This is a genomic window from Yoonia sp. TsM2_T14_4, assembly GCF_049602355.1.
In the GTDB taxonomy this organism is placed as follows: Bacteria; Pseudomonadota; Alphaproteobacteria; order Rhodobacterales; family Rhodobacteraceae; genus Yoonia; species Yoonia vestfoldensis_A.
The window spans coordinates 1,925,591-1,948,820 of record NZ_CP187137.1; the positions used below are offsets into that span (position 1 = coordinate 1,925,591).

General features: G+C 59.9%; 21 protein-coding genes, 1 tRNA gene and 1 pseudogene. 16 read left to right on the forward strand and 7 right to left on the reverse strand.

Going from position 1 to position 23,230, the window contains the following annotated elements; genetic code table 11:
- Window positions 1-32: 32 nt before the first annotated feature.
- Genes ACPF9B_RS09525 through ACPF9B_RS09535 form a run of 3 tightly spaced genes read left to right on the forward strand, consistent with a single transcriptional unit; the run spans window position 33 to window position 2,715 of the window.
- Window positions 33-1,055, forward strand: coding sequence for an ABC transporter substrate-binding protein (locus ACPF9B_RS09525; RefSeq protein WP_424176990.1), 1,023 nt, complete (start codon window positions 33-35; stop codon window positions 1,053-1,055).
- Window positions 1,055-1,867, forward strand: a complete 813-nt coding sequence (locus ACPF9B_RS09530) for an ABC transporter ATP-binding protein (protein ID WP_424176992.1) — start codon at window positions 1,055-1,057, stop codon at window positions 1,865-1,867. The genes ACPF9B_RS09525 and ACPF9B_RS09530 overlap by 1 nt, the downstream gene beginning before the upstream one ends.
- Window positions 1,864-2,715, forward strand: coding sequence for an ABC transporter permease (locus tag ACPF9B_RS09535; RefSeq protein ID WP_424176994.1), 852 nt, complete (start codon window positions 1,864-1,866; stop codon window positions 2,713-2,715). The genes ACPF9B_RS09530 and ACPF9B_RS09535 overlap by 4 nt, the downstream gene beginning before the upstream one ends.
- Window positions 2,716-2,781: 66 nt before the next feature.
- On the opposite strand, the gene ACPF9B_RS09540 is transcribed toward ACPF9B_RS09535, so the two are convergent.
- Window positions 2,782-5,010 carry an NADP-dependent isocitrate dehydrogenase gene (locus ACPF9B_RS09540; protein WP_424176996.1) on the reverse strand — a complete coding sequence of 743 codons (2,229 nt, stop codon included), beginning with the start codon at window positions 5,008-5,010 and terminating at the stop codon, window positions 2,782-2,784.
- Between the two features lie 338 nt (window positions 5,011-5,348).
- Here ACPF9B_RS09540 and ACPF9B_RS09545 point away from each other — a divergent pair, with 338 nt between their 5' ends.
- A complete protein-coding gene (locus ACPF9B_RS09545; protein ID WP_007204098.1) occupies window positions 5,349-6,056 on the forward strand; it encodes a VIT1/CCC1 transporter family protein in 708 nt (235 codons plus the stop codon).
- 176 nt (window positions 6,057-6,232) lie between these two features.
- Window positions 6,233-6,535, forward strand: a pseudogene (locus tag ACPF9B_RS09550) (IS3 family transposase); the annotation flags it as partial.
- 114 nt (window positions 6,536-6,649) lie between these two features.
- Here the strand turns inward: ACPF9B_RS09550 and ACPF9B_RS09555 are convergent.
- The 3 genes from ACPF9B_RS09555 to ACPF9B_RS09565 form a co-directional block, all read right to left on the reverse strand.
- A tRNA-Arg gene (locus ACPF9B_RS09555) sits at window positions 6,650-6,726 on the reverse strand.
- 53 nt (window positions 6,727-6,779) lie between these two features.
- Window positions 6,780-7,091, reverse strand: coding sequence for an ETC complex I subunit (locus ACPF9B_RS09560; protein ID WP_040482717.1), 312 nt, complete (start codon window positions 7,089-7,091; stop codon window positions 6,780-6,782).
- Between the two features lie 71 nt (window positions 7,092-7,162).
- Complete coding sequence (locus tag ACPF9B_RS09565) at window positions 7,163-8,395, reverse strand: aminopeptidase (RefSeq protein WP_424176999.1); 1,233 nt, start codon at window positions 8,393-8,395, stop codon at window positions 7,163-7,165.
- Between the two features lie 93 nt (window positions 8,396-8,488).
- On the opposite strand from ACPF9B_RS09565, the gene uvrB reads away from it, so the two are divergent.
- The 3 genes from uvrB to ACPF9B_RS09580 are packed head-to-tail and all read left to right on the forward strand — an operon-like array spanning window position 8,489 to window position 11,619.
- Window positions 8,489-10,690, forward strand: coding sequence for an excinuclease ABC subunit UvrB (gene uvrB, locus ACPF9B_RS09570; RefSeq protein ID WP_040482716.1), 2,202 nt, complete (start codon window positions 8,489-8,491; stop codon window positions 10,688-10,690).
- Window positions 10,691-10,735: 45 nt separating this feature from the next.
- Window positions 10,736-11,161, forward strand: a complete 426-nt coding sequence (locus ACPF9B_RS09575) for a hypothetical protein (protein ID WP_007204085.1) — start codon at window positions 10,736-10,738, stop codon at window positions 11,159-11,161.
- The gene (locus tag ACPF9B_RS09580; protein WP_424177002.1) at window positions 11,158-11,619 is read left to right on the forward strand and encodes a pyridoxamine 5'-phosphate oxidase family protein; all 462 of its coding nucleotides are present in this window, start codon (window positions 11,158-11,160) and stop codon (window positions 11,617-11,619) included. Before ACPF9B_RS09575 ends, ACPF9B_RS09580 begins: the two co-directional genes overlap by 4 nt.
- Here ACPF9B_RS09580 and ACPF9B_RS09585 read toward each other — a convergent pair.
- Window positions 11,599-12,114, reverse strand: coding sequence for an NYN domain-containing protein (locus tag ACPF9B_RS09585; protein ID WP_424177004.1), 516 nt, complete (start codon window positions 12,112-12,114; stop codon window positions 11,599-11,601). The genes ACPF9B_RS09580 and ACPF9B_RS09585 overlap by 21 nt on opposite strands.
- 215 nt (window positions 12,115-12,329) lie before the next feature.
- Here ACPF9B_RS09585 and ACPF9B_RS09590 point away from each other — a divergent pair, with 215 nt between their 5' ends.
- The 8 genes from ACPF9B_RS09590 (at window position 12,330) to ACPF9B_RS09625 (ending at window position 20,856) form a co-directional block, all read left to right on the forward strand.
- Window positions 12,330-13,712, forward strand: coding sequence for an aspartate aminotransferase family protein (locus tag ACPF9B_RS09590; protein ID WP_040483034.1), 1,383 nt, complete (start codon window positions 12,330-12,332; stop codon window positions 13,710-13,712).
- Between the two features lie 60 nt (window positions 13,713-13,772).
- Window positions 13,773-15,239, forward strand: a complete 1,467-nt coding sequence (locus ACPF9B_RS09595; protein ID WP_424177006.1) for a PLP-dependent aminotransferase family protein — start codon at window positions 13,773-13,775, stop codon at window positions 15,237-15,239.
- Window positions 15,236-15,985, forward strand: coding sequence for a TSUP family transporter (locus tag ACPF9B_RS09600; RefSeq protein WP_424177008.1), 750 nt, complete (start codon window positions 15,236-15,238; stop codon window positions 15,983-15,985). The genes ACPF9B_RS09595 and ACPF9B_RS09600 overlap by 4 nt, the downstream gene beginning before the upstream one ends.
- Window positions 15,982-16,170 carry a hypothetical protein gene (locus tag ACPF9B_RS09605; protein WP_424177010.1) on the forward strand — a complete coding sequence of 63 codons (189 nt, stop codon included), beginning with the start codon at window positions 15,982-15,984 and terminating at the stop codon, window positions 16,168-16,170. The genes ACPF9B_RS09600 and ACPF9B_RS09605 overlap by 4 nt, the downstream gene beginning before the upstream one ends.
- A 20-nt stretch (window positions 16,171-16,190) precedes the next feature.
- Window positions 16,191-19,016: a molybdopterin oxidoreductase family protein gene (locus ACPF9B_RS09610; protein WP_424177012.1), complete on the forward strand. Its 2,826-nt coding sequence runs from the start codon at window positions 16,191-16,193 to the stop codon at window positions 19,014-19,016.
- Window positions 18,998-19,123, forward strand: coding sequence for a hypothetical protein (locus tag ACPF9B_RS09615; RefSeq protein WP_007204077.1), 126 nt, complete (start codon window positions 18,998-19,000; stop codon window positions 19,121-19,123). The genes ACPF9B_RS09610 and ACPF9B_RS09615 overlap by 19 nt, the downstream gene beginning before the upstream one ends.
- A gap of 99 nt (window positions 19,124-19,222) precedes the next feature.
- On the forward strand, window positions 19,223-19,984 hold the full coding sequence (locus ACPF9B_RS09620; RefSeq protein WP_424177014.1) for a 4Fe-4S dicluster domain-containing protein: 762 nt from the start codon (window positions 19,223-19,225) through the stop codon (window positions 19,982-19,984).
- Complete coding sequence (locus ACPF9B_RS09625; protein WP_424177016.1) at window positions 19,984-20,856, forward strand: dimethyl sulfoxide reductase anchor subunit family protein; 873 nt, start codon at window positions 19,984-19,986, stop codon at window positions 20,854-20,856. Before ACPF9B_RS09620 ends, ACPF9B_RS09625 begins: the two co-directional genes overlap by 1 nt.
- A gap of 68 nt (window positions 20,857-20,924) precedes the next feature.
- On the opposite strand, the gene ACPF9B_RS09630 is transcribed toward ACPF9B_RS09625, so the two are convergent.
- Complete coding sequence (locus tag ACPF9B_RS09630) at window positions 20,925-22,136, reverse strand: threonine ammonia-lyase (protein WP_007204074.1); 1,212 nt, start codon at window positions 22,134-22,136, stop codon at window positions 20,925-20,927.
- 30 nt (window positions 22,137-22,166) lie between these two features.
- Window positions 22,167-23,228 carry an ABC transporter ATP-binding protein gene (locus ACPF9B_RS09635; RefSeq protein WP_007204073.1) on the reverse strand — a complete coding sequence of 354 codons (1,062 nt, stop codon included), beginning with the start codon at window positions 23,226-23,228 and terminating at the stop codon, window positions 22,167-22,169.
- Between the last annotated feature and the right edge of the window lie 2 nt (window positions 23,229-23,230).

A 23,230-nucleotide genomic window follows, 5' to 3' on the forward strand; every position in this document is an offset into this window, starting at 1 on the left:
GCAACGACCAAACACAACGGGAGGAGACCCAAATGACTACCAGAAGAACCTTTACAAAGTTGCTGGCGACCGTTCCTGTCTTCGGCTTACTCAGTACTGTCGCGATGGCACAGGATTTGCGCGATGTCACATTCGTTCAGCCCAGCCCATCGGCGATCAACTCGTTTCCCGTCTTCGTCGCAATCGGCGAAGGCTATTTTGCCGAAGAAGGCCTGAACGTCACCGTTGAATCGATCAACGGTTCAAGCGCAGTGCTGCAAGCACTGGCCGCCGGTCAGGCCGAATTTGGCCGCCCCGGCCCCGGCCCTGTTCTTGCGGCGCGGGCGCGTGGCGAAGATGCGGTCTTTATCTATAACGTCGCGGCGCGCAGTAACTTTGGCGTCGTCGTGCGTGCCGATTCCGATATTCAAGGCCCCGAAGGTCTGCGTGGCAAAGTGATCGGCACCGGCACCGCCGATGGTGCCGAAGTTGGTTTCGCCCGCAATGTGATGGCCGGTTCCGGCCTGACCGAAGGCACCGATTACGAATTCCTGACCGTGGGTGATGGCGGCCCTGCGACCGTCGGCTTTACCACCGGCGCGATGGATGCCTATTCGGCATCGACTGCGGATGCCGCGATCTTGAACCAGCGCGGCATGGCTGTGCGTGACATCACGCCGTCCGAATTTGCCCGCTTTTTTGGCAATGGCATTGCCACAATGGGCAATGTGATCGAAACCGACCCTGAATTGGTCGCAGGCTTTGTGCGCGCCTTTGCACGTGGTCACGCCTTTGCGCTGGACGATGCCAACCGCGACACCGTGCTGGCGCATCTGAAAGACGCCAATCCGCAAGAAGGCGAAGATGTACAATTCCAGTCGGCCTTGTTTGACGCGGTGCGTTCAAAAACCATTCCCGTCGATATGACCAACGGTCTTGGCTATCAGCCCCCCGAGGTTTGGGAAGAATGGCAAGCCAGCCTTGTGTCAGGTGGCGATCTGGCAGCACCCCTGCCCGATCTGACCGCAGCCTATACCAACGAATTCACCGCTATGGCGCATGAGGCGATGAAGTAATGACGACAATTTCCGCAGCCACGTCTGACGTGCAAGCCGCTTTTGGCGCGCCCGTCTACGAGTTGACCCATGTCAGCAAGACCTACGCACGCAACCGCGTGATTGCCCTTGATGACGTCAGCCTGACCTTACGCAAAGGCAGTTTTTCATCTGTGATCGGCTCGAGTGGCTGCGGAAAATCAACACTTCTGAAAATTATGGCGGGGTTGATCCCGCCAACCAAAGGGCGCGTTGTCTTGCAGGGCAAACCGGTCACCGGCACCCGCCGTGACATCGGCATGATGTTCCAGCAAGCAACGCTGTTCCCATGGCGGACCACGATTGAAAACATCGTGCTGCCAATCGAAATTCGTGACGGTCGCGCCGCTGCCGAAAAGGCCAAGGAAAAGGCGCGCGCCCTGTTGGATATCGTCGGGCTGAAAGGCTTTGAAGACGTCTTTCCCAATGAATTATCCGGCGGCATGGCGCAGCGCGCCTCGATCTGCCGGATGCTGATTACCGAACCTGCGGTCTTGTTACTGGATGAACCGTTCAGCGCGCTGGATGAATTATCGCGCGATATGATGAATATGGAATTACAGCGGATTTGCACCGAACAAAACGCCACTGCCTTTCTTGTGACCCATTCGATCCAAGAGGCGGTGATTTTGTCGGATAATATCTATGTCATGAAACCACGCCCCGGCCGTCTGGCAGAGGTCGTAACCGTTGATCTGCCGCGTCCGCGCACGCTTGATATGATGACAACACCGAAATTTGGCGAGACCGTAAATTACATTCGCGGCCTTTTGGACAAGGGAGAAGCGATGTGAGCGACGCAAACCTCAACACCGATGAAAACGTCACCCCCGATACGGTCTGGGTGGAACATACATCATTTCTCGACCAGATACCGCGCAGCATTTTGATGCTGTTCGTCTTTGCCGTTTTTGTCGGCCTGTGGCAGATCGCCACCAGCTTTAACCTTGTGTCCAGCATCGTGCTGCCAACACCCGCCGAGACATTCAACGACATGATCTTTGTCGGGAAAAATCTGCTTACGGGTGATTACATGCTGTCTGCGCTATGGATCACCACGAAAGAGGTGATCTACGGCTTTGCCCTTGCCATGGCGATCGGCTTTTCGTTGGGCATTCTGGTGGGCGAAACCGCCTTTGGCGAACGCGCGATCATGCCTTATCTGGTCGCCCTTGATACAATGCCCAAAGTGGCGTTTGCGCCCTTGTTCATTGCGTGGCTCGGCTTTGGCATCGAATCCAAAGTGGCGCTTGCCGCCTTTATCGCGACCTTCCCGATTGTGGTCGGCACAGCGGCGGGCCTGCATGCGACCGATGAAAATTCGCGGATGTTGTTCAAGACGATGGGTGCCAGCCGCCTGCAAACCCTGTTCAAGATGAAACTGCCAATGGGGCTGCCGCAAATCTTTACCGGCCTGAAAATCGGCGCAGTCGGCGTGATGGCCGGTGCGATCACGGCAGAATTCCTTGGCGGCGGCAAAGGCTTTGGCGAATTGATCCGCGTTGCGGCGTCACAGCTGAATACGCCACGGGTGTTTTCGCTGATCTTGTATTTGAGCATCCTTGGCCTTGGCCTTTATGCCCTTGTTACATTCGCGCAGCGCAGGATCGTGTTCTGGCACCGCGACACGGTGTCAAAGTAACCACTAACGAAAAAAGCTGGCCTGCTTTCGCAAGGCCAGCTTTTCTGTTGTGCTTTGGTGCAACGCTTACAGAACGCTCAGGATCTTGACCAAGGTCGGCGATGCCCGCATCACGCTTTCGGTTTTGTCGGCATCGGTCAGGTAATACCCGCCCAGATCAGCCGGTTTGCCCTCGGCACCGCTGAGTTCTGCAAGAATCGCAGCCTCGTTTTCTTCCAAGGCGCGGGCAATCGGCGCAAAGGTCGCAAGCAGGCTTGAATCCTCGTTCTGGGTTGCCAGCGCCTGCGCCCAATACAAGGCAAAGAAATAATGGCTGGCGCGGTTATCGGTCTGGCCGACTTTGGCTTGGGGTGATTTGTTGTTGTCCAACACACCCTGCGTTGCCCGATCAACGGCATTGCCCAGAATGCGCGCCTTGTCGTTGTCTTTGGTTTCCGCAAGGAATTTCAGGCTTTCGCCCAGCGCGCAGAATTCACCCAGCGAATCCCAGCGCAGGTGGTTTTCCTCGGCCAATTGCTGCACATGTTTGGGCGCGGACCCGCCTGCCCCTGTCTCGAACATGCCACCACCGTTCATCAGCTTGACGATCGACAGCATCTTGGCCGACGTGCCCAGTTCCAGGATCGGGAAAAGATCGGTCAGATAATCGCGCAAGACATTGCCGCTGATGGCAATGGAATTTTTGCCCTTGCGGATGGTTTCCAACGACACACGCGTTGCCGCACGCGGTGTCATGATCTGGAATTTGTCAGCCACACCAGCGGCAGCAAGGATCGGTTCGACATATTTGATCAGTTCCGAATCATGCGCGCGCGCGGCATCTAACCAAAAGATCGCCTGACAGCCTTCGGCCTTTTGACGGCTGATCGCCAGTTTGACCCAATCTTCGATCGGGGCTTGTTTGGTGGATGCCGACCGCCAGATGTCGCCCGCTTCCACCGCATGTTCCAGCACGATGTCACCATTGGCAAAGACAATGCGCACAGTGCCGGCATGGGGGATTTCAAACGTTGTGGGGTGGGAGCCGTATTCTTCGGCCTTTTGCGCCATCAACCCGACGTTCTGCACCGTGCCTGCCGTGCGCGGATCAAGCGCGCCGGTTTCTTTGAAATAGGCCACGGATTCGTCATAGACCGGCGCATAAGAACTATCGGGGATGATGCAATTGGTGTCCGCCGCTTTGCCATCAGGGCCCCAACCTTTGCCGCCTGCGCGGATCAAGGCAGGAATTGAGGCATCGATAATCACATCGGACGGGACATGCAGGTTGGTGATCCCCTTGTCGGAATTGACCATGTAAAGCGCAGGGCGCTCGGCCATGACCGCATCAATCGCGGCCAGAATTTCAGCGCCTTGCGGCAAGGCGGCGACTTGGTCCAGCAAAGCACCAAGGCCCGAATTGGGGCTGATCCCCGCTGCGGCCAATGTCGCACCATAGGTATCGAACACCGGCTGCAAAAACACTTTGACCGCATGACCAAAGATGATCGGGTCGGACACCTTCATCATCGTGGCCTTCAAGTGGATCGAAAACAAAATCCCCGCGTCTTTCGTCAGCGTGATCTGTTCGGCCAAAAACGCATCCAACGCCTTGGCCGACATAAAGGTCGCATCAACGACTGTGCCAGCGGTGTAAGCGACCTTGTCTTTCAGCACCGTGATGCTGCCATCCGCGCCGACCAATTCGATCCGCGCATCACCGGCTTGTTCAGCAGACAAAGTGACCGATTTTTCATTGGAAAAGAAATCATTGCCCGACATGGTCGATACGATCGTCTTGCTGTCGGGCGCCCATGCGCCCATCGAATGCGGATTGGACATCGCATAATTCTTGACCGCAACAGCCGCGCGACGATCCGAATTGCCTTCGCGCAGGATCGGGTTCACAGCCGACCCTTTGATCGCGTCAAACCGCGCGCGGATGGCTTTTTCGGCATCCGTTGCAGGGTCTTGCGGATAATCGGGAATGGCATAGCCTTTGGCCTGCAATTCTTTCACAGCCGCAACAAGCTGCGGCACAGAGGCGGAAATATTCGGCAACTTGATGACATTGGCATTGGGTGATTTCACCAATTGCCCCAGTTCGGCCAGATCATCGGGCTGGCGTTGATCGGGGCGCAGGTTTTCAGGAAATGCCGCAATAATCCGGCCAGCAAGCGAAATATCCTTGACCCCGACACTGACACCAGCAGCTTTGGCAAAAGACTGAATAACCGGCAAAAGCGATACCGAGGCAAGCTGGGGTGCTTCGTCAACTTTGGTGTAAATGATATCTGGCGTTGCATTGTTCGTCATGGGACTGTTCCGATCTTTCAAATGGGAATCTGGGCTGTTCAGGCCTTTGCCATCCAATGCGCCAAATGCGTGCAAAATGCAAGTATACCATTGTACACCGCCAGCCGATGACCTTTACACCACCGGCGAGCCGCCCCCCGCTGGCGGACTAAGGACGGACTGCGCGCGGCGATAATGGGAACGGCAATGACTTGGCCTTGCTATTGTGCAAAAAATTGCTGACCTAACAGCGACGACATTCAGCCTCGTTTCACTTATCGCAGGCAAAAGTCGCCGCTTTTGTGCATCTATTCAACGCCGGCGCAACGCCTGACGCCGATCAGAAATGAGAGATTTCCATGAACATGCCTTATGAGCCCGCCCATGAAGAAGTGCATTATATCAATCGGGCTGGTTGGCTCCGTGCTGCCGTTCTCGGCGCAAATGATGGCATCGTTTCGATATCATCCTTGATCGTCGGTGTCGCGGCGGCGACCCCAGAGCCCACAGCCATTTTCGTCGCAGGCGCTGCTGGGCTTGCTGCTGGTGCAATGTCGATGGCAGCGGGCGAATATGTATCTGTCAGCTCGCAGTCCGATGTTGAACGCGCAGATATTGCCCGCGAACAACAGGCTTTGATCGACACACCAGCGGCCGAAGAGGCGGAACTTGCATCAATCTACGAATCCCGTGGACTGACAAAGAAAACAGCAGCTTTGGTCGCGCGAGAGCTTAGTGAAAAAGATGCGCTTGGTGCCCATGTGCGTGACGAACTTGGCCTGTCGGAAGTGCATACAGCCAATCCGCTGCAGGCCGCGATCGCCTCGGGGTTCACCTTTACCGTTGCCGCAGCATTGCCGCTGGCCGCCGCGATCTTGGCGCCAAGCGACAAAATTCTTCCGACAGTCGTCATCGCAACACTGATCTGCCTTGCTGGTCTTGGCGCGCTTGGTGCGCACATTGGTGGCGCCCCGAAACCGCGCGCGACCGCACGGGTCCTATTCTGGGGCGCGGCGGCGATGGCAATCACCGCATGCGTTGGCGCCCTTTTTGAGGTCAGCATCTAGGCGCGCGGCAATCCATCCAATGTCCAAGCACAAGGCCCAGACTTTCGCTGCGGTACAGATTTACCGGCTCAAATAGTTTTGGATCGCAGCAGACATGCCATCGGCCCAAATCCTGCGTAATGCGGTCTTGAAGGCAGCCACAAAGCGCGCGTTTTCCGCCAAATCACCATAAATATGTGTCATCGCAGGATGCGGTGCGAATTGCACTGACACGCAGGCTAACAAGGCGTCAGGTTGCCAACGATCTTGGTATTGGCTTTTGGCCCTGAACAAATGGGTGACCGCGCACCGCGATACGGATGTGGTATCGCCCGCGGATCGCGAGCTTGCGCGGGAGAATGAACGACTTCGGCGCGAGAACCGCATCCTCAAGAAGCACAGGGATATATTCAAAAATCCATCCAGTTCTTCGCAAGCCAAAAGCCATGAGGTTCAGGTTCGCTGAAGACCAGCGCGGTGCCTTCGCGATCGACCGGTTGAATCTGCCCAATGTTGTTCAGACGACTATCAGAAGATCCTGCGCGAACATGGCTTCCGGGTCTCAATGAGTGGGAAAGGGAATTGCTAAGACAACGCCGCAACATTGATTTTAATGGTGATCCCACGAGGACTCGAACCCCGAACCTGCTGATTAGAAGTCAGCTGCTCTATCCAGTTGAGCTATGAGACCGATTGATGGCGGTATGGCGCGGCTTGGGGCGTTTTGGCAAGCGGAAACCCGTCTTAGTGGGTCCAGGCGCCGCGCCGGTTGGTCGCGAAATTCTCGCCATAGCCGCCCGCACGGATGTTGGGCTTGCGCAATTTGGGGTCCTGCACGACCGCCTCGATCCCGTTTTCGTGGGCGTAATCCAGCGCTGCTTCCTTGCTGTCGAAATACAACCGCACCTGCGCCTGCGTGTCAGAGGACGATGTCCAGCCCATCAAAGGGTCGATGCTGCGCGCGGCCTCAGCCACATGTTCCAGCACCCAGGACCGCGTTTTCGCAATGCCGGATGACATGGCGGTTCTGGCTGGCTTGTAGATTCGTGCGCGCATCTTTGGCCCTTTCATCGTTGCATGTCATATGCGCAAAAAACGGGGATTTCGCAAGCCCCGCCGATGTCTGATCAGGCCCATTCGCCCTTGCGCATGACGGGGATCACCTCGCCCGTCTTGGTGATCCCGTCGATATCGACGGCATCCGACCCCATCATCCAATCGACATGGATCAGGCTTTGGTTGCCGCCTTTTTGCTGCAATTCTTCGGCTGAATACTCCGAGCCACCCTCGATCGTATCTGCGTAACATTGGCCAAGCGCGATGTGGCATGACGCGTTTTCATCAAAAAGCGTGTTATAGAACAACGTGCCTGACTGGCTGATCGGGCTGGAATGCGGCACCAAGGCGACCTCGCCAATGCGGCAGGCCCCATCATCGGTGTTCAACAACGCCTGCAGCACGGCCTCGCCTTTGGTGGCTGTCGCCTCGACGATGCGGCCCGCCTCGAACCGGACCTTGATGTTTTCGATCACATTGCCCTGATGCGCCAAAGGCTTGGTGGCAGACACCATGCCATCGACCTTATAGGCATGCGGGCAGGTGAACACCTCTTCGGTGGGGATATTGGGCTGGCAGACCACGCCGTTCAGCGCGGGCGATGCGCCGCCTTTCCAGATATGCCCATCCGCCAGACCCAGCATCAGGTCGGTGCCGGGGCCGGTATATTTCAGCGCGGCGAAATCATGGTCGTTCAGCCATTTGACACGCTTTTGCAGCTCTGTCGTATGCGCGGCCCAATTCGCCACAGGATCGTCACCGTCCAGCCGCGACGCGGTATAGATCGCATCCATCAACTTGCCCTGCGCCTGTTCTACGGGCAGATCGGGGAACACGCGCGCGGCCCAACCGGCACCGGGGAAAGCGACGATATTCCAGTTCACCTCGAACCCGACAATCGGGGCCATGGCAGGTTTGGCGGCGATGGATGTCGCTTTGGACAGACGCGCAACCTTCGCGGGGTCCTGATCGGCCAACAGCATCGGGTCGTCGCCGGTGATCGCCATGCGCGCGGCGCCGCCTTTGTAGGCGGCGGCCAACCCCTCATAGAACCAGCCGGGTGCGCGGTCGAAACTGGCATCTTCGGCATGCTCATAGCGCGCGAGCGTGATCGCTTCGTCGGTGAAAAACGGCATCACGATCCCTGCCCCGGCCTTATAGGCATGGACCGTGATCGCGCGGACAAGCTCAATCGCGGACAATGGGGCGGTGATCACCAGATCCTGCCCTTTTTGCAGGTTCACGCCGGTGTGCACGGCAACTTCGGCCAGACGGTCAAGTTTTACAGGATCAATCATTGTCATACCTCTTTCGTTTGGCCGGACCTTAGGCCAAGGGTCGCCCTTGATCCAGTGACCAAAGACAACAACTATAGGTCAACCAAAGGAATCCCCGCCATGGCCTATGCCCAGACCGACAAATCGCCGCCCGTCTATCTGGCGAACCCCGCGCCAGACGTCAAAAGCCGCGAAAAGATGGAAGGCGGCCGGCGTTTCGTGCTGAAGACCGAGTTTGAACCCGCAGGCGACCAGCCCACGGCGATTGCCGAACTCAGCGCCGGTATTCTGGCAGGCGAACGCGATCAGGTGCTGCTGGGGGCGACGGGGACCGGCAAGACATTCACCATGGCCAAGATGATCGAACAGACCCAGCGGCCCGCGATCATCCTTGCCCCCAACAAGACCTTGGCCGCCCAGTTATACGGCGAATTCAAAGGGTTCTTTCCCGACAATGCGGTCGAATACTTTGTAAGCTATTATGATTACTATCAGCCCGAAGCCTATGTCGCGCGGTCCGATACCTATATTGAAAAAGAATCCCAGATCAACGAACAGATCGACCGGATGCGCCATTCGGCCACCCGTGCGCTCTTGGAACGCGATGACGTGATCATCGTGGCCTCGGTGTCGTGCATCTATGGCATCGGGTCGGTCGAAACTTACGGTGCGATGACGCAAGATATCCACGCCGGCCAATCCTATGACCAGCGCCAGATCATCGCCGATCTGATCGCGCAGCAATATCGCCGCAACGATCAGGCATTCCAGCGCGGCACGTTTCGCGTCCGCGGCGACAGTCTGGAGGTGTGGCCGGCCCACCTTGACGACCGCGCGTGGAAATTGTCGTTCTTTGGCGAAGAACTGGAAAGCATCACCGAATTCGACCCGCTGACCGGCACCAAGACCGGCACATTCGACAAGGTGCGCATCTATGCCAATTCGCATTACGTCACACCCAAACCCACGATGCAGCAGGCCGTGATCGGCATCAAAAAAGAACTGCGGATGCGGCTGGACCAATTGGTCGCCGAAGGCAAACTGCTCGAAGCGCAGCGTCTGGAACAACGCACCAATTTCGATCTGGAAATGCTCGAGGCGACAGGTGTCTGCAACGGGATCGAAAACTATTCACGCTATCTGACCGGCCGCGCGCCGGGTGAACCACCGCCGACCCTGTTCGAATTCATCCCCGACAACGCTATTGTTTTCGCCGATGAAAGCCATGTGTCGGTGCCGCAGATCGGCGGCATGTACAAAGGCGACTTTCGGCGCAAGATGACGCTGGCCGAACACGGGTTCCGCCTGCCGTCCTGCATGGATAACCGCCCGCTGAAATTCGAGGAATGGGACGCGATGCGCCCGCAATCGGTGTTCGTCTCGGCCACCCCTGCGGCGTGGGAGATGGAGCAGACGGGCGGCGTGTTCACCGAACAGATCATCCGCCCCACCGGCCTGATCGATCCGATGATCGAAATCCGCCCGGTTGAGACACAGGTCGATGATTTGCTCGACGAGGTGCGCAAGGTCGCCGCCGCCGGCTACCGCACCTTGGTGACCACCCTGACCAAACGCATGTCCGAAGACCTGACCGAATATATGCACGAACAGGGTATCCGCGTGCGCTACATGCATTCCGACATCGACACGATCGAACGGATCGAGATTTTGCGCGACCTGCGCCTTGGGGCGTTTGACGTGCTGATCGGGATCAACCTTTTGCGCGAAGGCTTGGACATTCCCGAATGCGGGCTTGTCGCCATTCTGGACGCGGACAAGGAAGGCTTCTTGCGCTCGGAAACATCGCTGGTGCAGACGATTGGCCGCGCCGCGCGCAACGCCGAAGGCCGCGTGATCATGTATGCCGACCGGATCACCGGCAGCATGGAACGCGCGATGGGCGAAACCGAACGCCGCCGGACCAAGCAATTGGCCTATAACGAAAAGCACGGCATCACGCCCACCACGGTGAAAAAGAACGTCGAGGATATTCTGGCGGGCCTCTACAAAGGCGATGTGGACATGAACCGCGTCACCGCAAAGATCGACAAGGGCCGCGCGGGCGGCAATATCAAGACCGTGATCGACGGTATCCGCACTGACATGCGCAAGGCCGCCGAGAACCTGGAATTCGAAGAGGCCGCGCGCCTGCGCGACGAACTCAAACGGCTCGAAGCGGTGGAACTGGCCATCGCCGACGACCCGTTGGCGCGGCAACAGGCGGTGGACAAGGCGGTTGATGATGCGGCCAAGGCGTCGGGCCGCAGCACCGGTGGCCGAGGCGGAATGCGCGGCGGCAAAAGCAGATATGCCAAAAAGTAAGGTGCGCATGTGGCGTACCCCCACCCTACGATCGGCCGGACCATCATGAAACACCTGACATGCGCGCTTTTCGTACTCGTCACCCCCGCCGCCGCGTGGGAGTTTTCGCCTGCGCCGATCTGCACCCTGACGGATGCCGACGGCCTGATCACCGTGACTTATGATGCGGCCCTGCCCGAATACAGCGTCACCCTGACGCTGCCGGATGGCACTTGGCCCGATGACCCGACATTCGCGATGAATTTCGCGGGCAACCGTCCGATTTTCATCCAGACAGACCGGCATCGCGTCAGCCCTGATCGCCGCAGCCTGACGGTAACCGACAGCGGGTTCGGCAATGTGCTGGACGGGTTGCAATTCAACCTGCGCGCCTATGCAACATCGGGTGACAGCACTTTGGGCCTGTCGCTTGACGGGATTGGCCCCGCGATGGCGGCGTTTCGCGCCTGCCCTGCGGCCAATCTTGCATGAAACGCGAACCGGTCAATCCCACCGATGATGCCGCCCGCGTGCTGGTGCGGCAATTGTTGGGCGATATGCGCCATGCGGCGCTTGCCGTGATGCATCCTGACACCGGCGCGCCCTATGTCGCGCGTGTCGGGCTGATCTGGCACGGCACGACCGCGCTGACGCTGGTCTCCACCCTGTCCACCCATACGCAGGCCCTGCTGGCGAATCCCGCCTGCGCTGTGTTGGTGGGCGAGCCGGGTGCCAAGGGCGATCCGCTGACCCATCCGCGCCTGACGCTGAGCGCGCAGGCCGCGCAGGTGGACAAACCCGCGCACAAGGACATCTGGCTGGCGGCGGTGCCGAAGGCCAAGCTTTATTACGATTTCACGGATTTCGTGATGTTCCGGCTGGCGCCCACCGGCATCGACCTGAACGGCGGTTTCGGCAAGGCTTATCGGTTACGCGCGGACGAGCTTTAGCCGCTGCTGCCAGACCACCGCACCATCCTGAAACCTGCCGCGCAGCACCGCACCCTTGCGGTGCAGATGCGGGAATTGCACGCGCCAGTCGCGATATTGGTCATTGCTGACGATCCGCAGCCCGTGCAGGGCAGAAAACTCCAAGATCGCGCTGTCGGCAATCACCCCTTTGTCCACGACATGGATCTGTGCCGCGGGCAGGCCGATCAGGCCCGCCAGATCGCCTGCATCAAGATACCGGTCCGCCAGCCGATAGCCGACGCTGGCATCAAAGAACACGATGGGTGTATAGCCCTTGGTCTGCAACGCGCCCAGCACGCGCGCGAGCACCTTGGCCGATGGCGCGCCACCCCAATGCATCACGTTGGACCCGTCCACCACGATGGCATGGCGCGCGATCACGGCTGCGGGGCGCGTTGGCTTGCGATGCCGCGCCAACAGCACGACAAAGCCGATCAAGGCAGGCAGCAGGATCAACAGGGCGGGAACGGTCATCATCCGCCCATATGATCAGCGCGACCTGCAATGGCAAACCGGATTTTCGCATCCGCACCAGCCCTGTCTATATGCGCAAATCTGGCATTATGTTTGCGTGCCATCTGGCCCTATTGATCATGGTGCAAGATGGGTCACAGTGGGACGCAATGCACAAGCCTGCGGACCGGATTCGCAGGCCGCCCAAATCATTCTTCAAAACGGAGCCGCCGGATATGGATACCCTGAATTTTGCCAACGACCCCGGCCATGTGATCGAGGCTGACCGCGCCCATGTCTGGCACCACATCAGCCAGCACAAGGCCTATGAAACCATCGACCCGCGCATCATCGTCGAAGGGCGCGGATTGCGCGTCTGGGACATCAAGGGCAAGGAACATGTCGATGCGGTGTCGGGCGGCGTCTGGACCGTCAACATCGGCTATGGCCGCGAACGCATGGGCCGCGCGATTTCCGATGCCGTGACCAAGATGTGTTTCTTTGGCGGCGCGCTTGGCACCATTCCCGGCGCGCAATTCGCCGAAATGCTGATCGAGAAAATGCCCGGTCTGGACCGCGTTTACTATGCGAACTCGGGGTCCGAGGCGAATGAAAAGGCGTTCAAGATGGTCCGCCAGATCAGCCACAAACACTACGGCGGCAAGAAATCCAAGATCTTGTACCGCGAACGCGATTACCACGGCACCACCATCGCAAACCTGTCGGCAGGCGGGCAGGATGAACGCAACGCGCAATACGGCCCCTTTGTGCCGGGGTTCATCCGCGTGCCGCATTGTCTGGAATATCGCAGCCAAGATGGCACCTTGGGCGAAGAATACGCAGCCAATGCCGCAAAGGCGATCGAGGATGTCATCCTTGCCGAAGGCGCCGACACCATTGGTGCGCTGTGCCTTGAACCGATCACCGCAGGCGGCGGGATCATCGTGCCGCCATCAGGCTATTGGCAGCGCGTGCAGGAACTTTGCCGCAAATACGACATCCTGCTGCATATCGACGAGGTGGTCTGCGGTCTGGGCCGCACCGGTGCTTGGTTCGGTTATCAGCAATTCGGCGTGCAGCCTGATATCGTGACGATGGCCAAGGGCGTGGCCTCGGGCTATGCTGCGATTTCGTGCTGTGTGACGACCAATGCCGTGTTCGAGATGTTCAAGGACGACACCGACAAACTGTCCTATTTCCGCGATATTTCTACCTTTGGCGGCTGCACTGCGGGGCCAGCGGCGGCGATTGAGAACATGCGCATCATCGAAGAAGAAGACCTGCTGGGCAATTCCGTTGCCATGGGCGCGCATCTGTCGGGCAACCTTCATGCGCTGATGGACAAGCATAAATGGATCGGTGACGTGCGCGGCATGGGCCTGTTCCAAGGGGCCGAACTGGTCGCGGACCGCACGACCAAGGAACCGATGGACGAAAAGAAGGTGCAGGCTATCGTCGCCGATTGCATGGCGCAGGGCGTGATCATCGGGGCCACCAACCGGTCGCTGCCGGGGTTCAACAACACGCTGTTGTTCGCGCCGTCGCTGATTGCGACCAAGGACGATCTGAACCAGATCACCGAGGCTGTCGATCAGGCCATCACCCGCGTTCTGGGCTAAACCACCCGCTTGCCTTGGCCCTAGGATAAGTCCAGTCTGGACGAAACTTAGGGCCAGAGCATGTCGATTTCCATTGAAACCTTTTTCCTCGACCCAAGTGCAGTTGGCACGTTGCAGGCGCGCATCCAGCAGATGGTGGCGCAGGGCATTCTTGCAGGCCGGTTCCGCCCCGGTGAACGCCTGCCGTCATCGCGGATGATGGCGCAGCATCTGGGTGTCAGCCGGATTACTGTGACACTGGCCTATACCGAACTGGTGGCCGATGATTACCTGACCGCACGTGGACGGTCAGGGTATTACGTGTCCGACAATGCGCCCGAACCGCCTGCCTTTGCCATGCAGCAGACCCAGACCGGCACAGTGGACTGGACCCGCGCCATCGGCCAGCGGTTCACCCCGGCGCTGAGCATCGAAAAACCCACCGATTGGGCAAATTACCGTTACCCATTTATCTATGGGCAGGCAGACCGGACCTTGTTCGATACCGCCAATTGGCGGCTGTGCGCCCTGCGCGCGCTGGGGATGCGGGATTTCGGCGCGCTGACGGCGGATTATTACGACGGCGACGACCCAGAACTGGTGGATTTCATCAGCCGCCAAACCCTGCCAAGACGGGGTATTCTGGCCAATCCCGATGAAATCCTGATCACCATGGGGGCGCAAAACGCTTTGTGGCTATCGGCGCAGGTGCTGCTCAACAGCCGCAGGCGGGCCGCGATCGAGGATCCCTGCTATCCTGCAATGCGCAATATCCTGATGCAATCGCGCTGCCAGCTCAGCATCGTGCCGGTCGATCAGGACGGGTTGCCGCCCGATGCTTTGTCCGATGATATCGACGTGCTGTTCTCTACCCCCAGCCACCAATGCCCAACGGCAGCCACCATGCCGCTGGACCGGCGCAAAGCATTGATCGCAAAGGCCGAAGCGCAGGATTTCATTATCGTCGAAGATGATTACGAATTCGAAATGTCGTTCCTGAAACCGCCCTCGCCCTCGCTCAAATCGCTCGATCCGCATGGGCGGGTGATCTATGTCGGGTCGTTTTCGAAATCCCTGTTTCCAGGGCTGCGCCTTGGCTATCTTGTCGGGCCTGCGCCGTTCATCAAAGAGGCACGCGCCCTGCGCGCCACCGTCTTGCGCCATCCGCCGGGGCATATCCAGCGCACGGTCAGCTATTACCTGTCGCTGGGCCATTACGATGCGCTGATCCGCCGGATGAGCCGCGCCTATCACGACCGCAGGCAGGTGCTGGACGCGGCTTTGCAGGACAGCGGGCTGGTGGTCGCGGGTCAAGGGCAGTCGGGCGGGTCATCTGTCTGGGTCAGAACACCCGACGGCACCGATACAACGCCGCTGGCACAATCGTTGCGCGCCAAGGGCGTGCTGGTCGAACCGGGCGCGCGGTTCTTTGCAGGGGATGCGCCGCCAACGGAATACATGCGCCTTGCCTATTCCTCGATCCCTGCCAGCCGGATCACCGAAGGCGTGCGCCTGATCGCCGCGGCCTTGACAAAGAATGCGGCGTGATCATGCCATTCGACCTTGGCCCCGGCACCGCCACCTTGCTGGGCTTTGCCCTGCTTGGGGCGGCCTTTGTGCGGGGGTATTCGGGGTTCGGGTTTTCCGCTATCTTTATCGCCTTTGCCGCATTGCTGACTAACCCGTTACCGTTCATCCCCGTCGTTTTCGCCTGCGAAATCATGATGACAGCCTTTCAGGCGCGCGGCATTCGGGCGCATGTCGACTGGCACCGTGTCGGATGGCTGATCGTCGGGGCGGCCATCGCGCTGCCGTTTTCGGTATCGGTGATGCTGTCGGTGGGCGAGGATACGGCGCGCATCGCCATTTCCGGTGTAATCGTGCTGATGGCGCTCTTGCTGCTGTCGGGTTGGACCTTGCAGCGGCGGATCGGCGCGCTGGGGCATGGCAGCGTCGGGGTCTTGTCGGGGATGTGCAACAGCGCAGGGATAGGCGGGCTGCCGGTCGCGGCGTTTTTGTCGGCGCAACCGGTGCAGGCGGCAGGGTTCCGCGCGACGATGATCGTCTATCTGACAGCGTTAGATCTGATAACCCTGCCGCTGTTGTGGCTCGGCGGGTTGGTGACACGGGACACCGTCATTGCCGCGCTCATGGCGTTCCCGATACTGGGTTTGGGCGTCTGGTTGGGCGGACGGCGGTTTCTGGCAGCCTCGCCCGCGGCCTTCCGGCAATCGGCGGTTTTGCTCTTGCTGATGTTGTCCGCGCTCGGCCTGATCCGAGCGATGGTCACATGAAAGGCGCCGTGCAAACCGGCAGTGCCATGGCCACCACCGGCGGGATCGATGAAAATGCAGGCGAAATCCGCAGCCGGATCATGGACCATCTGGCGTTTCTTGATAAGGTGCCTTTGCATCTGATCCCCGCCGACGAGGAAAAGCAGATCGCCCGCGACGCGCTGACCCTGTTGGCGCAACACTAAGCCCTTGAAAGGAAACGACGATGTCCCTTGACCAGCCCCAGCTTGACACATCCCCCCATGTGTCCGACGCGCTGCGCAAGACGACATGTTACATGTGCGCGTGCCGCTGCGGGATCAACGTGCATATGAAGGATGGCAAGGTCGCCTATATCGAAGGCAACCGTGACCATCCGGTGAACAAAGGCGTGCTCTGCGCCAAGGGGTCCGCGGGCATCATGCAGCACAATGCGCCGTCCCGCCTGCGCGCGCCCCTGCGGCGGGTTGGCGAACGCGGGTCGGGCGAGTTTGAGGAAATCAGCTGGGAAGAGGCGCTGCAAACTGCGACAGACTGGCTGGCGCCGATCCGCGCAAACCACCCCGAGAAACTGGCGTTCTTCACCGGCCGCGACCAGTCGCAATCCTTCACCAGCTTTTGGGCGCAAGGGTTCGGCACACCCAATTACGCGGCCCATGGCGGGTTTTGTTCGGTCAATATGGCCGCTGCGGGCATCTATACGATGGGCGGCGCGTTTTGGGAATTTGGTCAGCCTGATTGGGACCATACCAAGCTGTTCATGCTGTTCGGCGTGGCAGAGGACCACGACAGCAACCCGATCAAGATGGGCATTGGCAAGATCAAGGCCCGCGGCGCGCGGATCATCGGCGTGAACCCGATCCGCACCGGATATAATGCCGTGGCCGATGATTGGGTCGGCATCACGCCCGGCACAGACGGGCTGTTCATCCTTGCACTGGTGCATTGCCTGATGAGCGCGGGCAAGGTTGATCTCGACTATCTGGCGCAGTTCACCAATGCCTCGGTCCTTGTGAACGAAGACCCCAAATCCGACCAGTTCGGCCTGTTCCTGCGCGATGCGGCGGGCCAGCCACAGGTCATCGATCGGCGCACTGGCAAACTTGCGCCGTGGAACGGCCAGGGCGTAGAACCCGATCTGGCCGCGACGCACCGTGCAGCCGGCATCACGCATCGGCCCGTGTTCCACCAGATGGCTGACCGTTATCTGGACCCGGCCTATGCGCCCGAGGCTGTGGCCGACCGCTGCGGCATCTCGGCCCAGCGCATCCGCGCGCTGGCCGCCGATCTGGCCCGGGTAGCATTTGACGAACCTGTGATCCTTGACCGCGCATGGACCGATTTTCGCGGCAAGAAACACGCCCAGATGGTCGGCCGCCCCGTCAGTTTCCACGCGATGCGGGGGATTTCGGCGCATTCCAACGGTTTCCAGACCTGTCGCGCATTGCATATGCTGCAGATCATCCTTGGCGCCGTGGAAACGCCGGGCGGGATGCGGTTCAAACCGCCCTACCCCAAACCCGCCACAGCCCATCCCAAACCACATGGCAAAGTGACAGCGGGGGCGGCATTGGACGGCCCGCATCTGGGCTATGTGCAAGGCCCCGAAGACCTGCTGCTGCATGATGACGGCACACCAATCCGCATCGACAAGGCCTTTTCATGGGACAACCCGATGTCAGCCCACGGGCTGATGCATATGGTGATCAGCAATGCGCATGCGGGCGACCCCTACAAGATCGACACGTTGTTCATGTATATGGCGAACATGTCGTGGAATTCCTCGATGAATGTGGGCGGCGTCCACAAGATGCTGACCGACAAGGATGAAAACGGCGATTACGTCATCCCGCGCATCATCTATTCCGATGCCTATTCCTCGGAAATGGTGGCCTATGCCGACCTGATCCTGCCCGACACGACCTATCTGGAACGGCATGATTGCATCAGCCTGCTTGACCGCCCGATCTGCGAGGCGGACGGGGTCGCCGACGCGATCCGCTGGCCCGTGGTGGAACCCGACCGCGACGTGCGCGGGTTCCAGTCGGTGCTGTGCGATCTGGGCGCGCGGCTCGGGCTGCCGGGGTTCGTGAATGACGATGGCAGTGCGAAATACAAAGACTACGCCGATTACATCACCACCCACATCCGCCGCCCCGGCATCGGTCCGCTCGCCGGTTTCCGCGGTGCGGATGGCCAGGATGAGGGGCGCGGCACCGCCAACCCCGACCAGCTGCAGAGCTATATCGACAATGGTGGTTTCTGGATCAGCCATGTCCCCGAAAACTGCGCCTATTACAAACCCTTCAGCACCGAATACCAGGACTGGGCAGTCAAGATGGGCTTTTACGACGTCGTCCAGCCTTATATCTTCCAGCTTTACGTCGAACCTTTGCGCAAATTCCAGGCCGCCGCCGAAGGGCGCGGCCACCGCCAGCCGCCCGATCATCTGCGTGGCCAGATCAAGGCGACGATGGACCCGCTGCCGATCTGGTATCCGCCGTTCGAGGATGGGCATGTCGACCCGGCAGAATACCCGATCCACGCGCTGACCCAACGGCCCATGGCGATGTATCACAGCTGGGGCAGCCAGAACGCCTGGCTGCGCCAGATCCACGGACACAACCCGCTCTATCTGCCGACAAAAATCTGGGACCAGCACGGGTTCCAGGACGGCGATTGGGCGCGCGTCAGCTCGGCGCATGGCGCGATCACCGTACCGGTCGCCCATCAGGCAGGCTTGAACGAAAACACGATCTGGACATGGAACGCCATCGGCAAACGCAAAGGCGCTTGGGCGCTGGACGAAACAGCGCCCGAGGCGACCAAGGGTTTCTTGCTGAACCACCTGATCCACGAACTCTTGCCGCCGCGCGGCGACGGGCTGCGCTGGGCCAATTCCGATCCGGTCACCGGACAGGCCGCATGGTTCGATCTGCGCGTGAAGATCGAAAAATCAGGCCTGCCGAACGAGGCCCAGCCCGTCATGCCTGCACTGAAATCCCCGGTGCCGCCCGCACCCAAAAACCTTGCATGGATGTCGCGCAAATGACCAAAGGCCAGATCATCCTTCTCATCATCGCTTTCGTCACAATCACCCTTGGCAGTTTCATCTGGTTTATCGCCACATGGGACCCCGCCATGCGCGTCCCCGTCTGACCTGCTTGCCATGCCCGATCATCTTCCAAGCCCAAATATCCCCGCCGGAGGCCGCGTCTTTCGCCAGAAAGGCGCGACCCCGCAGCATAGGCCAATGACATGACCCAACTGCCTGCCAGCACCGCCAAGAAACTGGGTCTCGTGATCGACCTTGATACCTGCGTCGGCTGCCATGCCTGCGTGATTTCCTGCAAAGGCTGGAATACCGAAAACTACGGCGCGCCCTTGTCCGACCAGAACGCCTATGGCGCCGACCCGTCGGGCACCTTCCTCAACCGCGTGCATTCCTATGAGGTGCAGCCAGAGGTCGGCACTGCCCAACTGATCCATTTCCCCAAATCCTGCTTGCATTGCGAAGACGCGCCCTGTGTTACCGTCTGTCCTACAGGGGCCAGCTATAAGCGCGTCGAGGATGGCATCGTGCTGGTCAACGAGGCCGATTGCATCGGCTGCAGCCTATGCGCCTGGGCCTGTCCTTATGGCGCACGCGAACTCGATGCCAAGGCAGGCGTGATGAAAAAATGCACGCTTTGCGTGGACCGCATCTATAACGAAAACCTCCCCGAAGAAGACCGCGTGCCCGCCTGCGTGCGCACCTGTCCGTCTGGTGCGCGCCATTTCGGCGATCTGGGCGATGTGGACTCGGATGTATCACAGCTGGTGGCCGCCCGCGGCGGGTTCGACCTGATGCCGGAACAAGGCACCAAGCCTGTCAACAAATACCTGCCGCCACGCCCCAAGGACGTGATGCCCGAATATGACGTGCTGGCCCCGTTTCTGGAACCGGTCGCCACGGATGGCAAAGGCTTTACTCATTGGCTGGACAAGGCGTTATCGGCTCTGCCCGGGGGGGCGAAATAATGCATCCTGCCAGTTCTGTCATCATTTTCACGACTTTTTCGGGGCTTGGGTTCGGGCTGTTATTCTGGCTGGGGATCGGAGCGATCACGCCCACGGGGCTGATGGCCTTGATCTGGTTCGCAATCGCCTATCTGGCGGCCGTGGGTGGATTGCTTGCCTCGACCTTTCACCTTGGCCGGCCGGAACGCGCGATCAAGGCGTTCAGCCAGTGGCAGACCAGCTGGTTGAGCCGAGAGGGTATTTGCGCGGTGGCAACCCTGCTGATCATGGCCGCCTATGGTGCGGGGCTGGTGTTTTTTGACACCGTGCTGGCGCCTTTGGGATGGCTCGGGGCGGGTGGCGCGCTGGCGACCGTGTTCACCACGGCCATGATCTATGCGCAGTTGAAAACCGTGCCGCGCTGGCGGCATTGGTCCACGCCTGCGCTGTTTTTGGCGCTGTCGGTTGGCGGCGGGGCGCTGCTCGGTGGCCAAGTGACCGAGGCGCTGGTTCTGCTGGGCCTTGCCGCCGCTTTGCAGGTCTATACTTGGGTCACGGGTGACACGCGGCTGGCACGCTCGGGCACCGATATGGCCAGCGCCACGGGCCTTGGCCATATCGGTGCCGTCCGCGCGTTTGAGCCGCCCCATACCGGCACCAATTACCTGATGCGCGAATTCATCCATGTGGTGGGCCGCAAACATGCGCAGCGTTTACGGATCATCGCGGTGGCGCTGGCCTTCGTGCTGCCAATCATATTCCTGCTGGTGCCGTTCAGCCATATCTGGGGTGCGCTGGCGCTGGTCAGCCATATCGCAGGCGTGCTGGTGCTGCGCTGGCTGTTCTTTGCACAGGCCGAACATGTGGTGGGGCTCTATTACGGCAAGCGCTGAGGGGGCGCTGCCCCCGCCCCGGACAAGGGTCCGGGGCCCCCCGGGATATTTAGGCTCGAACGATGAGGTTAAAGGTCTTGGGCCGTGCGCACAGACAGGCCCGCATCACGCAAGAGGCCGGTGATGTCATCGACATGGCGCTGGTCGCGCGCCTCGATCACGATTTCTAGTTCGGCTTTTTTCAATGACACGCTTTGCATCATCCGCTGGTGGATCACTTCGATCACATTTGCGCCCGCATCCCCGATGATGCGCGAGATCATGGCAAGCTGGCCGGGGCGGTCGTCGATTTCGAACACCAGCCGTGTGATCCGCCCGTCGCGCATCAGCCCGCGCAGGATCAGCGTCGAGAGCAGGCGCGAATCGATGTTTCCGCCGCAAATCACAAGGCCGACCTTTTGACCGGCAAAACGGGCAAGGTTGGCTTTGATCACCGCCAGACCAGCGCCTGCCGCCCCTTCGGCGACGAGTTTTTCGTGCGACAAAAGGTCGAAAACCGCGCTTTCGATCTCGCTTTCGCTGGCGCTGTCGATGCTGGCGACATGGGTGCGGATCACGGCGATATTGGCGGGCGCAGGTTGGCGCACGGCGATGCCTTCGGCGAGCGTGGCACCGGCAAAATGCGGCGCGACCCCTTCGATCTGGGCCTTCGCGGCATCGAACAAATGCGCCTGCGCGCCGATGATCGTGATGGCGGATTTCACCGATTTGGCCGCCACCGCCATCCCCGCGATCAGCCCGCCGCCGCCCACCGGTACCACGATGCAATCCAGATCCGGCATCTGTTCAAGCATTTCCAGCGCCACCGTGCCCTGGCCTGCTGCGACCACCGGATCATCGAAAGGATGGATAAAGGTCATCCCCTTTTGCGCCGCCAGATCCAGCGTGAATTGCACGCTGTCGTCAAAGCCTGCGCCGTGGATCACCACCTCGGCCCCCAGATCGGCGGTGCGCTGGACCTTGTTGAAGGGCGTCCCTTCCGGCATCACGATGGTCGAGGGGATGCCCAACCGTGTCGCGTGATAGGCCACGCCTTGCGCATGGTTGCCAGCACTGCAAGCGATCACGCCTGCCTTGCGCGCGGCCGCATCCAGCGTCAGCAATTTGGCCAGCGCGCCGCGCGCTTTGAACGCATTGGTGTGCTGCAGGTTTTCCAGTTTCAGATAAAGATCGATCCCGAGCAGGTGCGACAACCGCGTCGCGCGGATCAGCGGGGTGCGGATCGTCGCGGGGGCGATGGCCGCATAGGTCTGCGCGATCAGGGCAGCGGTCAGTGTCAAATCTCTTCTCCTGCAAGCCAGACCCTTGGATCACCCGTTGCGGATGCGGACCTCGGTCTGGGCATCAAACAGGTAAAGGCGGGATTTGTCGATGGTCACGCCGACGCGCGCGCCCTCGACCGACCGGTCATCGCCGCGTTCCTCGATCACGATGCGTTCGCCGGTGTCGGAGGTCAGATAGACAAAGGACACCCCGCCAAGGCTTTCGGTCAGATCGACGGTATGGGTGTCGCCTGCGGGATCGACGGCCAGATGTTCGGCGCGCATCCCCAAAGTGACGGCCCCGCTATAGGAGGCGGGGATCACACCTGCGAAATCGGCTTTCATCCCCGGAACGGTGACTGTGCCATCCTTGGCGGTACCACCCAGAAAATTCATTGCGGGCGATCCGATGAACCCCGCCACGAATTTGTTGTCAGGATCGCGGTACAATTCCATCGGGGCGCCGACCTGTTCGATCCGGCCCGCGCGCAGCACCACGATCTTGTCGGCCAGGGTCATCGCCTCGACCTGATCATGGGTGACATAAATCATCGTCGCCCCGATCTCGCGGTGAAGCCGCGCGATTTCGACCCGCATTTCCACCCGCAATTCGGCGTCAAGATTGGACAGGGGTTCGTCGAACAAGAACACCTCTGGCCCGCGCACGATGGCGCGCCCGATGGACACGCGCTGGCGCTGACCGCCGGACAGGGCAGCGGGTTTGCGATCAAGATAGGGTTCGAGTTTCAGAATCCGCGTCGCCTCGGCCACCTTTTCGGCGATGACCTTTTTGGGATGGCCGTTCATTTTCAGGCCAAAGCCCATGTTTTCGCGCACGGTCATATGCGGATAAAGCGCGTAGGTCTGGAACACCATCGCCACGCCGCGCTGCGACGGGTCAAGCCGTGTCACGTCACGCTCGCCAATAGACATGCTGCCTTCGGTCGTTTCCTCCAACCCGGCAACCATCCGCAGCAAGGTGGATTTGCCACAGCCCGAAGGGCCGACGAAGACGCAGAATTCCCCGTCACCGATGGCCAGGTCGATGCCGTGGATGACCTGCACGTCGCCGTAGCGTTTGACCACATTCTTCAGCGTGACACCGGACATCG